The organism is Rhodoferax fermentans, assembly GCF_002017865.1.
Classification (GTDB): Bacteria; Pseudomonadota; Gammaproteobacteria; order Burkholderiales; family Burkholderiaceae_C; genus Rhodoferax; species Rhodoferax fermentans.
On sequence record NZ_MTJN01000002.1, the window covers coordinates 3,894,038 to 3,906,301 of the forward strand.

A 12,264-nucleotide genomic window follows, 5' to 3' on the forward strand; every position below is an offset into this window, starting at 1 on the left:
GTGCTTGTTGTCGGACCTTCCCAGGAACAGAATCACACCATGAAATACAAAGACTATTACGAGACGCTGGGGGTGCCGCGCGACGCCGATCTGGACCAGATCAAAAAGGCCTACCGCAAGCTGGCGCGCACCCACCACCCCGACATGTCCAAGGCGCCAGATGCCGAGGCCCGCTTCAAGGAAGCCGCCGAAGCCTACGCCACCCTCAAAGATCCGACCAAACGCGCCGCCTATGACGAGCTGGGCCACCCGCAGCCGGGCGCCGAGTTTTCACCACCGCCGCAATGGCAGCAAGACTTCTCAACCGGCGGGCAATCGTTTGAAGACATCGATCTAGCCGACCTGCTGGCGGCGATGGGGCGGGGGCGCGGTGCACGTGCGGCCATGCCGGTGAAAGGCCGCGACCTGGAAACCGGCATCACTATCACCCTGGCCGACGCGCGCCAGGGCAGCACCGTCAAACTCACGCTGCAAGACGGCACAGGTGAACGTGTGCTGGAGGTCACCGTACCACCCGGCGCGCGGCAGGACCAAAAACTGCGCCTGCGTGGCAAAGGCGGCAAGGGCCAAAACGGCGGACCCGATGGTGACATCTACCTGCACATCAGCCTGGCACCGCACCCGATCTTCCGGCCCGACGGGCTGGACCTGTACTTTGACCTGGCGCTGACCCCTTGGGAGGCCGCTTTGGGCGCCGGGGTGGAGGTGCCCACGCTCGATGGCCCGGTGCTGCTGACCATTCCGGCGGGCACCCGTTCGGGGCGCAAGCTGCGCCTGCGCGGGCGCGGGTTGCTGGCGGGCCAAAGTGACATTTACGCCCTGGTCCACATCGATGTGCCAGCCACCCTGAGTGAGGCAGAACGGGCGCTGTATCAGGAGCTGGCGCGTGTATCCACCTTCAACCCGCGCGTTGTCGCAACCAAGGAAAACCCACTATGAGCCACGAACAGAGCCTGTTATGGAGCTGGACCGACAGCCAGGACACCGTCAGCTTGCGTGAGTTGAGCCATTGCTGCGGTTTGACCGAAGACGAACTCGATGACCTGGTGGCCTACCGTGCGCTGAAGCCGGTCAGCCCGGCAACACCCGAGCGTGTCTTCAGTGCCCAATGGGTGATGCCGCTGCGCAACGCGGCCAGGTTACGCGTGGACTACGACCTGGACATGTTCACCGTGGCGATATTGCTGGACAAACTGACACGCATTGAAATGTTGCAGCGCCAGGTGCAATCGCTGCAGGCTCGGCTGCCGGCCCACCTGCAGTCGGACCTGGGTGCTTGACAGACTCCCTATGTCCAACCCGGCCCCATGGCACCAGCGCGAAACCCAAGAACTCCTGACTGAACAGGCGGTAGACCCGAGCCAGGGTCTGAGCCAGGACGAAGTCAGCCGTCGGTTAGAACGCTTTGGCGCGAATGCGCTGCAGAGCCAAACGCGCCGTGGCCCCTGGCGTTTGCTGCTGGCCCAGTTCAGCGACTTCATGGTGCTGGTGCTGCTGGTGGCCGCCGTGATCTCAGGCTTGATTGGCGATCTGGTGGACACCATCGCGATTCTGGTGATTGTGTTGCTCAACGCGGTGATTGGTTTTGTGCAAAGCTGGCGCGCCGACCGCGCCATGGCGGCGTTGCAAGTACTGGCCACCGCCCAGGCCCAAGTGCTGCGTGACGGCCAGTTGCAAACCGTGCCCTCACCCGCTCTGGTGCCCGGTGACATTGTGCTGCTGGAAGCGGGCAACCAGGTGCCGGCCGACATGCGCCTGATCGACATCGCACAACTGCAGGTGGACGAATCGGCACTCACTGGTGAATCCGTCACCGTGGCCAAACAAACCCATGTGCTGCCAAGCAACAGCAGCAAGGCGCTGGGTGACCAGCTCAACATGGTGTTCAAAGGCACCACCGTCAGCCTGGGGCGGGCGCGTGGGCTGGTGCTGGCCACCGGCATGGCCACCGAGCTCGGCAAAGTGGCGAAGTTGCTCGACCAGGACGACCGCAGCACCCCGCTGCAAAACCGGCTTGCAGCCTTTGGCAAGCGTCTAGCCCTGGTGGTGATTGGGATATGTGTCATTATTTTTGTAGCAGGTGTGTGGCGCGGTGAAGCCCCGCTGCTGATGGCCCTGACCGCCATCAGCCTGGCGGTGGCTGCCATTCCTGAAGCCTTGCCCGCCGTGGTCACGGTGCTGCTGGCGCTGGGGGCCAAACGCATGGTGGCGGTACATGCACTGGTGCGGCGGCTGCCGTCGGTGGAAACCTTGGGCTCGGTCACCACCATCTGCTCCGACAAAACCGGCACGCTGACCCAAAACAAGATGTTTGCCGAACAGCTCTGGGTCCAGGGCGCCGCATGGTTACCTGGCGCGCCTGACCCGACGCCGGAGGTTCTGGAAGCCTTGCGCGCCGCCGCCCTGTGTAACGACGCCCGCCACAACCCGAACGACAACAGCGCCGAAGCCTGGCAAGGCGACCCGACCGAAACCGCCTTGGTGCTGGTGGCACACGGCGCGGGTTTGGACAAAACACAGCTGGAGACCGAGCTGCCACGGGTACAGGAGTTACCGTTTGACTCTGACCGCAAACGCATGACCACGCTGCACCGCAGCGGCGAGCGTTTTGTCGGCTATACCAAAGGCGCGCCGGAGTCTGTGCTGGCCTGTTGTGACGCGCAGTGGGCCACAGACGGCGCCCAGCCGCTGGACAGCCAAGCGGTGATTCACCAGGCCAACACCCTGGCGGCACAAGGCCTGCGTGTGCTGGCCCTGGCGCGGCGCGATTTTGCAAGCCTGCCCGAGGGTGAAACCTTGGCAGGGGTTGAGAGCCAGCTGCAGTTTCTCGGACTGATTGCCCTGATTGACCCGCCCCGGGAAGAGGCCGCCGCCGCCGTGCGCGACTGCATCAGTGCAGGCATCACACCGGTGATGATCACCGGCGACCACCCGGCCACCGCACGGGCGATTGCCCAGCGGCTGGGCATCGTGACTGACGATCAGGCCGAGGTGTTGACCGGGCAAGATCTGGCCGACCTGGACGACGCAGCGCTCCTGGCCCGTGTGGCCAAGGTGCGGGTCTACGCCCGGGTCGACCCGGCGCAAAAAATCCGCATTGTGCAAGCGCTACAAGCCAGCGGCGAAATCGTGTCCATGACCGGCGACGGCGTCAACGACGCCCCGGCCCTGAAACGCGCCGACATTGGTGTGGCCATGGGTTTAGGCGGCACCGACGTGGCACGTGAAGCGTCCAGCATGGTGCTGCTGGACGACAACTTTGCAACCATCGTGGCGGCGGTGCGTGAGGGGCGGCGCATTTTTGACAACATCCGCAAGTTCATCCGTTATGCCATGACCGGCAACTCGGGCGAAATCTGGACCTTATTCCTGGCCCCGCTGCTGTTGCTGCCGATCCCGCTGCAGCCGATCCACATCCTGTGGGTCAATCTGGTGACCGACGGCCTGCCGGGTCTGGCACTGGCGACCGAACCGGCTGAGCGTGGTGTCATGCAGCGCCCACCCCGCGCACCAGACGAGAGCCTGTTTGCCAACGGCATGTGGCAACACATCCTGGGTGTCGGGCTGCTGATTGCTGCCTTGTGCCTGGGTGTGCAGTACTGGGCGCTATCGACAGGCCATGCCCACTGGCAAACCATGGTGTTTACCGTGCTGACCCTGTCACAAATGGTGCATGTGATGGCCATCCGCTCCGAGCGCGACGCGTTGTGGACACAAGGCCTGGGCAGCAACAAACCTTTACTGGGTGCGGTGTTGCTGACCTTCTTGCTGCAAATGGCGACGATTTATGTGCCGGTGCTCAACCCGATCTTCAAAACCCAGCCCCTGAGCCTGATGGAGCTGGGCATCTGCCTGGGCGCGGCAGCGGTGGTGGGGATAGTTGTGGAGCTGGAGAAAGCCTGGCGCAGGCGGTCGGCCAGGCGCCATGCCATAGCCTGAGGATGCGCCTGTTCAGACCGGCCCACGCAGCGGCTGTGTTCTCAAGGGGCGGTTGGACCGCTGGAGCGCCAGCGCCATGTCCACCCGATGCATGCCGGGGCCCCAGCCGTCCGGGAAAAATCCGTTGATGACCGCGCCAAACTTGGTGAAGAACGGCGCTGACTTGTGGCTCGCCGCAATCTCCACCAGCTCCAGCCCGAGCGAGACAGCGAGCCGGATCACGCGGGCCATCACCACCGAACCAATGCCCAGGTCTTGAGATGAGGGATGGATCAGGAGCCAGCTCAGGCTGCGGCGCAGACGCTCATGGCCAGTCAGTCCAAACGCACCCACCACCTGGCCCTGGACCAGGCACAGCTCGTAACAAGCCGAGCTGGTATCGAGAAAACTTGCATAGTCAGGACGTTCAACCGGTGCAAAAAAGTCCGGGCAGTTGGCGTCAAACAGACCGAGGCAGGTCTCCCGCTCATTGCGCGAATAGGGCCGGAAGTGAACTTGGATGTCCATAACTTGGTTGATGAAGTCGGGGGCAGGCCAACAGGCATCGGCCTGGGCATCCTGCAAACAATCTGCTTGCCGCCATGAGGTACTGGCTGGCATCGGCAGCCAGCCCATTCTCAGCGGCGCGGCCCGATTTGGGTATCCCCCGTTTGGGGGAGGTGTTGCAAAAATGCGCTTGTGTCTATCCGCCTTCGCGCCTGCCGTGAAGTTACTTCTTTGATAGCTACCCGCCCTTATCCTATAAGGGCTGGAGGCCAATTTGCCACATCGTTGTTTGGCCACAATCGGCCAGACGGACCGTCCCCGTTGACAAACCCCAATGCTTGAACAGCGCCACGTCGCGGTCCAACGCCGGAACTCAATGTGGGGTGGTGTTCACCCCACTGGCGCTGCTCAGACACGCCCTACGCCGCGCCAACGTATGCGGCCGTGGTGGCTCAGCCGCGCGGTTTGTACGCGGTCACATCCATCTCCACCTTGGCGTCAATCATCAGACGCGACTCCACGGTGGAACGCGCCGGGCGGTGTTCACCAAAACACTCCATGTAAACGCGGTTGAAACTGCCAAAGTCGCGGGCATCTGCCAGCCAGACGCTGACCTTGGCCACATCGGCCAGTGTGCAGTCTGCCAGCGTCAGGGCTTGCGTTAACCGCTGAAACACCTGGCGTGTCTGAGCCTCAATACCGCCCACCACCACCTCACCCTTGTCGTCGGTGGGGACCTGTCCAGAGACAAAAACGAAGTCGCCGGCGCGGGTGGCTGGCGACAGGGGACGCGCCTGACGGTCTGAAGCAATGGGAGACTGACCAAGGGTTTCTACTGTCATAAAAAAGACTCCTTCAGGTAAATAATTTACACAAGAACATTCTAAAAGCCAATAAGAAGGGCAAAACTGGCATCGAATGTGCTTATCAGTGTAACCCTATTACTTCGAGGTGCAAAATGCAAACTTCTGGAACCAATCTGGTGCAAAGACTCTCAGGCACAACCCGTCGACGCACCGTCCTGAGGGCCGCTGCGATGGTCACGGCGTGTTGCCTGGGCAGCAGTATCGGCTGGGCACAATCGGTGCCAGCGCCCAAAGGTGGTGCAGCCAATCTGGCCATGGTGGGGGAGCCCCAGGGGCTGGATCCGATGGTCAGTACAGCCGACCTGGTGGGCACCATCATGCAGCACGTGTATGAACCACTTTATACCTTCGATGCCAACTGGAACATTGCGCCCATGCTGGCAGAGGGCATGCCGAGCGTTTCCAAGGATGGACTGACCTACACCATCACTCTGCGCAAAGGGGTCAAACTGCACAACGATCGCGAGCTGAACTCTGACGACGTGGTCGCCTCGTTGCAGCGCTGGATGGAGCTCTCGCCCCGAGGCAAAGCGGTTGGCAAAGAAGTGGCATCACTCACAGCCAAGGGCCCCCTGAGTGTGGAGCTCAAACTCAAGACGCCTTACGCCCCGCTGCTGGCGCAGCTCGCACTGCCCAGCGGCATGGCGGCGATCATGGCCAAGGAAAGTATTGCGCCGCAGCTCAAGGAGTTCGTCGGCACCGGACCCTACAAATTCAAGGAGCGCCGCCCGGACCAGTTCACCGTGCTGGTGCGTTTTGATGCCTATACAAGCCGAAAAGAGGCTGCAAGTGGTTACGCTGGCAAGCGTGAGGCCTTGCTCGATGAGCTGCGTTTTGTGCCCGTACCCAGTGCCAACACACGCGTGGAAGGCGCCTTGTCGGGTCAGTTCCATTACGCCGACCTGCTGCCGGTGGAAGCCATCGGACGCATTGAGAAAGGTGCGCCCAATGTGGTGCCTATCGTCACCAAGAACTTCGGCTTCCCGTACATTGTGTTCAACACCAAAGAAGGTGTGCTGGCCACGCAGCCACTGCGCCGCGCGGTACAGACTGCGGTGGGCACCGGCGAGCTGATGGCCGCCGGTTTTGGCGACAACCGCTTCTTCCTGGTGGAGCCCAACTTCTTTCCCAAGGGCACACCGTATTACTCGGCTGCTGGCACCAACCTGTACAACGAGCGCAACCCTCAGTCCGCCAAGGAACAGGCCACCAAGGCCAGCTACAACGGTCAGCCAATCCGCATCATGGCCAGCCGACAGTACGAGTTCCACTACAACATGGCGCTGGTGATGTCTGAGCAGCTCAAAAAGGCTGGTTTCAAGACCGACCTGCAGGTTGTGGACTGGGCCACACTGGTGCAGCGCCGCAACGACGCCAAGCTGTGGGATGTGTACTTCACACACTCCGGCCTGTTCCCTGAGCCCATGCTCTCGCCTCCACAACTGGGTGATGGTGCACCAGGCTGGTGGGACTCTGCCGACAAGAAGGCCGCACTCTCTGCCTTCAACCAGGAAACCAACCCTGCCAAACGCGGCGCCCTGTGGGGCAAGGTGCAGCAAGTGGTGTACGACGAGGTGCCCTTTATTGAGGTCGGCAAGTTCAACGGCCTGTCGGCGCGTTCGGCCAAGCTGCAGGGTTACACCCCCGCCATCTGGCCCTTCTTCTGGAATACCGGCCTGAAGAACTAGATCACCCTCGAAGCGCCTGCGGCGCTTCCCCCTCAAGGGGGCGCCACCAGTGGCCCGGCAAAGCCGGTTCCACGGTGGCACTGGCCTAGGGTGGAGGTGTTGCTGCTGACGGGATTTTCGGAAAGACAAACATGATGCGATTCCTGTTGAGGCGCCTGGGTGGCGCGGTGGTGGTGCTGGCCCTGGTGGCCGTGCTGGTGTTCTGCCTCACGCGGCTGGCCTCGGGTGACCCGGTAGCCCTGCTGCTGGGCGACCAGGCCACCACCGCCGACATTGCCCAGGCACGCACCCAATACGGGCTGGACAAGCCGCTGCCGGTGCAGTTTGCACTGTGGATCGGTGAGCTGATGCAGGGCAACCTGGGGCAATCACTGTTCCTTCAACGGCCGGTGGCTCAGGCCCTGCTGGAGCGGGCTGAGCCCACACTGTTCCTGGCCCTGTTTGCGGTGAGTATTGCCGCGCTGGTGGGCATACCGAGCGGCATGGCAGCGGCCATCTGGCGTGGCAGCGCCGCCGACCAGGCCGTGAGCGGCGTGGCGATGCTGGGTGCCAGTGTGCCCAGCTTCTGGCTGGGCCTGATCCTGATCCAGCTCTTTGCGGTCAAGCTGGGTTGGTTCCCAGCCTCGGGTTATGGCGACCCCAGCGCCGGTCTGGGTGATCGGCTGCAGCACCTGCTGCTGCCCGCATTGGTGCTGGGTCTGCTCAATTCGGCGCTCATCATCCGTTTCACGCGGGCGTCCATGCTCGACATTCTGGGGGAGGACTACGTGCGCACCGCACGCGCCAAGGGCCTGCCCGAGGGCACCATCATGGTCAAACATGTGCTGCGCAACGCGTTGGTGCCAATCGTCACCGTCCTGGGGCTGACGATGGCACTCATGATTGGCGGCACAGTGGTGACCGAGACCGTTTTCAACCTGCCTGGTGTCGGCAACCTGGTGGTGCGGGCCGTGCTGCGGCGCGACTACCCTGTGATCCAGGGCACGCTGTTGGTGATCGCGGCCATCTACGTGTTCATCAACCTGGCCATCGACTTCCTCTACACGCTGGTGGACCCGCGCATTCGCCTGGAGACCCAATGAACTCGTCATCGTCTTTCTTGCACCGCCTGTTGGCTGTGCTACGCCGCCTGTTTGCCCGCAAGGTGGTGCTGGCATCGGCCGTCACGCTCGCGCTGGTGGTGGGTATTGCCGCCGTGTACCCCTGGGTATCAGACGCCGACCCCAATGCCCTGTCAATCAGCGAGCGATTGCACGCGCCCTCAGCCACCCACTGGGCGGGCACCGACGAGCTGGGCCGCGATGTGATGCTGCGCATCGTGCACGGTGCCCGTTACTCGCTGCTCATCGGCATCGTCACCGCGACCGGTGCGGTGCTGCTGGGTACGCTACTGGGCATGTTTGCCGGTTTCTTCCGGCGGCTTGATGCGCCGTTGATGCGCGTGGTGGACGCCATGATGTCCTTCCCCGACATCCTGCTGGGCATTGCGCTGGTGTCGATTCTGGGGGTCTCGCTGTGGAACGTGATGCTGGCGCTGGTCATTGTCTACACGCCGCGTGTGGCCCGCGTGGTGCGCGCCACCACCCTGGTGCTGCGCGAGCTGCTGTTTGTCGATGCCGCCCGCGCTCTGGGTGTACGTACCCCGAAGATTTTGCTCAAACACATCCTGCCCAACCTGATGTCGCCGATTCTGGTGCAGGTCACCTTCATCTTTGCCTACGCCATCTTGGCGGAGGCTGGGCTGTCCTTTCTGGGTGTGGGTGTACCGCCTGACATCCCGACCTGGGGCACCATGATTGCAGGCAGTCTGGACTATGCCGACAAGGCGTTCTGGACCATTTTTTCACCGGGTGTGGCCATTGTGCTCACCGTCCTGTCACTGCAAATGCTGGGCGATGGTGCGCGCGACTTGCTCGACCCCAAACTGAAGAAAACCGTATGACTTCCGAAGCCTCAACCACCACACCGCCATGCGACACCACCCCGGGCGCAGCGCGCCTGGAGGTCGGCGGCCTGTCCACCTCGTTTGCCACCGATGCGGGCCGCATCCAGAGCGTGGCCGATGTGTCCTTTGCCATCCATCCCGGCGAAACGCTGGCCCTGGTGGGTGAATCTGGCTCGGGCAAATCTGTCACCAGCCTCACACTGATGGGACTGCATGCGCGCACCTCGCAGGCCCAGGTCACCGGTCAGGCCTGGTTTGTTCGGCGCGACGGTCGCCGGGTTGACCTGCTGGCGATGCCGGAAGCCGAGAAACGCGCCCTGCGCGGCAATGAACTGGCCATGATCTTCCAGGAACCCATGACCAGCCTGAACCCGGTGCTCACTGTCGGTGAACAGATTGCCGAATCGGCCCGCCTGCACCTGAAGATGGACCGCAGCACCGCCCATGCCCACGCGCGACGCATGCTGGAGCTGGTAGAGATCCCGGCGGCTGCACAGCGTGTCAACGAGTACCCACACCAGCTCTCGGGCGGCATGCGCCAGCGTGTGATGATTGCACTGGCCATGGCCTGCAACCCGACGTTGCTGATTGCCGACGAACCCACCACCGCGCTCGACGTGACCATCCAGGCCCAAATCCTGGCGCTGATGGGGCGGCTCCAGAAGGAAACCGGCATGAGCATGCTGTTTGTCACCCACAACCTCGGTGTAGTGGCACAGTACGCCGACGCGGTGGCCGTGATGTACGCGGGCCGTATTGTTGAATCAGCCCGCGTGCATGACCTGTTTGCTCGCCCTGAACATCCCTACACACGCGGCCTGCTGGCCTGCCTGCCCGGTGTGGCAAGGCGCCAGCAAGGCGCCATCGGCGCGGGACGGCGCAAGTTGGTGGCCATTGCCGGGCAAGTGTCCAGCCCGATGGCACCCCCACCCGGCTGCGCGTTTTCGCCGCGATGTGCAAGCACACAGCCCGCCTGCGACAGCGCCATGCCGAGGCTGGAGGCCATCGGAGCACGTCGCATGCTGCGTTGCATCCAGCGCGAGGTGACAGCATGAGCAATGTGTTGCAAACCACACCGCATGCCCCAGCGGCCGAATCCCCCTTGCTGGATATCCAGCACCTGCGCAAGTACTTTGGCGGCAGCAGCCACCCGGTGCGCGCCGTGGATGACGTGAGTTTCACCATCCGCCAGGGCGAGACCCTCGGCCTGGTAGGTGAGTCGGGGTCGGGCAAAAGCACCATTGGCCGACTGTTGACAAGACTGGTGGACCCCACGGAGGGTCAAATGCTGTACCACGGCGCGGGCGCCCGACAAGATCTGGCGGCACTGTCGCAGGCGCAGTACCGACCGTTGCGTTCCAAAATCCAGATCATTTTCCAGGACCCGTACGCCAGCCTGAACCCACGCATGCGCATTCGCGAGGTGCTGGCCGAGGCATTGGACACACACGGCCTGGCCAAGGGCAAAGCGCGCCTGCCACGCATCCACGAGCTGCTGCAGCAGGTGGGCTTGCGACCCGAACACGCAGAACGCTTTCCACACGAGTTTTCGGGTGGACAGCGCCAACGCATCGGCATTGCCCGCGCACTGGCGGTGGAGCCAACATTCATCGTGGCAGACGAGCCTTTGTCAGCGCTGGATGTTTCGATCCAGGCCCAGGTCGTGAACTTGCTGGGCGAACTCAAAGAGCAATTGGGCCTCACGCTGCTGTTCATCTCACACGACCTGGATGTGGTGGAGTATTTGTGTGACCGCGTGGTGGTGCTGTATCTGGGCCGGGTGATGGAGATTGCGCCGACCGAGGCGCTCTACGCCCGCCCCCAGCATCCCTACACGCGTGCCCTGCTGGCGGCGGCGCCCATTCCCGACCCGGCGCAACGACGCAGCATTGCTTTGCTGCAAGGTGATCTGCCGAGCCCTTCCAACCCACCTTCGGGCTGTGTGTTCCGCACCCGCTGCCCGATGGCCGAAGAACGCTGTGCCAGCGCCGACATGCAACTGCGCGAGGTAAAGCCCGACCACTTTCATGCCTGCTGGAAAACAGCTCTAACACCTCTCTCACCATGACCAACGATCTCGCTCTGGACCCGCACTGCAAAAGTTACCCATTGACAGCCACACCTTGCCTAACCTCCGAGTTGGGCAGCAAAGGCTGGAACGTACTGGCGGATGATCTGCCCTACCCGCTGGCGGTGATCCGCAACACGGCGCTGACACACAACCTGGCCTGGATGCAGGACTACGCCAACCGCAAAGGCGTGATGCTGGCACCCCACGGTAAAACCACCATGTCGCCTGAACTGTTTGCCAGACAGTTGCAGGCCGGCGCCTGGGGCCTGACCTTTGCCACGGTGTACCAGCTCTCGGTAGGAGTAGGCGCCGGTGCACGCCGCGCCATCATTGCCAACCAAGTGGTGTGTGACGCCGACCTGGATGGGCTGCAGACCCTGCTGCAGCGCCACCCTGACCTGCGCGTGTGGTTCCTGGTGGACTCCATCGCGCAACTGCGTTGTATTGAAGACTGGGCAGCACGGCGTGCCAGTACGCAGTGCTTTGACACGCTGCTGGAGATTGGTGTGCCCGGCCAGCGGACTGGCTGCCGAACACTGGATGAGGCCATGGCGCTGGCGCAGGCGATGTCCCGTTCACCCGCCGTGCAGCTGGGTGGCATCGAATGTTACGAAGGCGGCGTGGCCCGCTGCGACAGTGCGCACGATGCCCAAGAGGTCACGGCGCTGCTGCGCCGTGTGACCGAGGCCGCCCGCCAGTGTGACCAGCAGAGACTTTTTGTCGGCGCCGACATCCTGATCACCGCCGGTGGTTCGGCCGTGTTCGACCTGGTGGTGCCCCTGTTGCGCACACAAGGGCTGTCCAAGCCAGTTCAGGGCATCTTGCGTTCAGGCTGCTACATCACACATGACCATGGCAACTACATGCGTTTTCTCAAGCATGTGGAACAACGCGAAGGACTCGATGCCTCGCTGCGCCCTGCCCTGGAAGTCTGGACCATGGTCCAGTCGGTGCCGGAGCCAGGATTGGCCCTGCTCACCGGCGGTCGACGCGACTTGTCTTACGACCTGGAAATGCCGGTACCAGTGCGGTGGGCGCGCCGTGCCGAGCGCACCGCGACCCATACGCCCGCAGGCTGGACGATCAGTGCACTCAATGACCACCACGCCTACCTGCGTTATGACCCGGCCAGCGCAGCCCCGGCAGTCGGCGACCGAGTGGCCCTGGGCATCTCCCATCCCTGCACCACGTTTGACAAATGGCGCTGGCTGCCGCTGGTTGACGACAATGAATCAGTCATTGAAGGCCTTCGCACCCATTTTTGAATTC

11 protein-coding genes are annotated in these 12,264 nt (G+C 62.9%); 9 read left to right on the plus strand and 2 right to left on the minus strand.

Going from position 1 to position 12,264, the window contains the following annotated elements:
- Positions 1–39 precede the first annotated feature (39 nt).
- From RF819_RS18095 to RF819_RS18105, 3 genes are read left to right on the plus strand one after another with little or no spacing between them, the layout of a single operon-like run.
- Entirely contained in the window at positions 40–939 is a 900-nt protein-coding gene (locus tag RF819_RS18095) for a DnaJ C-terminal domain-containing protein (RefSeq protein ID WP_078366256.1), read from the plus strand.
- A complete protein-coding gene (locus RF819_RS18100; protein ID WP_078366257.1) occupies positions 936–1,280 on the plus strand; it encodes a chaperone modulator CbpM in 345 nt (114 codons plus the stop codon). Before RF819_RS18095 ends, RF819_RS18100 begins: the two co-directional genes overlap by 4 nt.
- 10 nt (positions 1,281–1,290) lie before the next feature.
- Positions 1,291–3,939, plus strand: a complete 2,649-nt coding sequence (locus RF819_RS18105; protein ID WP_078366258.1) for a cation-translocating P-type ATPase — start codon at positions 1,291–1,293, stop codon at positions 3,937–3,939.
- Positions 3,940–3,951: 12 nt separating this feature from the next.
- Here RF819_RS18105 and RF819_RS18110 read toward each other — a convergent pair whose 3' ends face one another.
- Together RF819_RS18110 and RF819_RS18115 are read right to left on the minus strand one after the other, a co-directional pair.
- The gene (locus RF819_RS18110; RefSeq protein WP_158081311.1) at positions 3,952–4,446 is read right to left on the minus strand and encodes a GNAT family N-acetyltransferase; all 495 of its coding nucleotides are present in this window, start codon (positions 4,444–4,446) and stop codon (positions 3,952–3,954) included.
- A gap of 431 nt (positions 4,447–4,877) precedes the next feature.
- The gene (locus RF819_RS18115; RefSeq protein WP_078366260.1) at positions 4,878–5,267 is read right to left on the minus strand and encodes a RidA family protein; all 390 of its coding nucleotides are present in this window, start codon (positions 5,265–5,267) and stop codon (positions 4,878–4,880) included.
- A gap of 116 nt (positions 5,268–5,383) precedes the next feature.
- On the opposite strand from RF819_RS18115, the gene RF819_RS18120 reads away from it, so the two are divergent.
- From RF819_RS18120 to RF819_RS18145, 6 genes are all read left to right on the plus strand, one after another.
- Positions 5,384–6,979: an ABC transporter substrate-binding protein gene (locus tag RF819_RS18120; RefSeq protein WP_078366261.1), complete on the plus strand. Its 1,596-nt coding sequence runs from the start codon at positions 5,384–5,386 to the stop codon at positions 6,977–6,979.
- A 131-nt stretch (positions 6,980–7,110) separates the two neighbouring features.
- Positions 7,111–8,061 carry an ABC transporter permease gene (locus RF819_RS18125; protein ID WP_078366262.1) on the plus strand — a complete coding sequence of 317 codons (951 nt, stop codon included), beginning with the start codon at positions 7,111–7,113 and terminating at the stop codon, positions 8,059–8,061.
- Positions 8,058–8,921, plus strand: coding sequence for an ABC transporter permease (locus RF819_RS18130; protein ID WP_078366263.1), 864 nt, complete (start codon positions 8,058–8,060; stop codon positions 8,919–8,921). Before RF819_RS18125 ends, RF819_RS18130 begins: the two co-directional genes overlap by 4 nt.
- The gene (locus RF819_RS18135; RefSeq protein ID WP_078366264.1) at positions 8,918–9,979 is read left to right on the plus strand and encodes an ABC transporter ATP-binding protein; all 1,062 of its coding nucleotides are present in this window, start codon (positions 8,918–8,920) and stop codon (positions 9,977–9,979) included. The genes RF819_RS18130 and RF819_RS18135 overlap by 4 nt, the downstream gene beginning before the upstream one ends.
- A complete protein-coding gene (locus RF819_RS18140) occupies positions 9,976–10,992 on the plus strand; it encodes an ABC transporter ATP-binding protein (protein WP_078366265.1) in 1,017 nt (338 codons plus the stop codon). Before RF819_RS18135 ends, RF819_RS18140 begins: the two co-directional genes overlap by 4 nt.
- A complete protein-coding gene (locus tag RF819_RS18145) occupies positions 10,989–12,260 on the plus strand; it encodes an amino acid deaminase (protein ID WP_078366266.1) in 1,272 nt (423 codons plus the stop codon). Before RF819_RS18140 ends, RF819_RS18145 begins: the two co-directional genes overlap by 4 nt.
- The last annotated feature ends 4 nt before the right edge of the window (positions 12,261–12,264 follow it).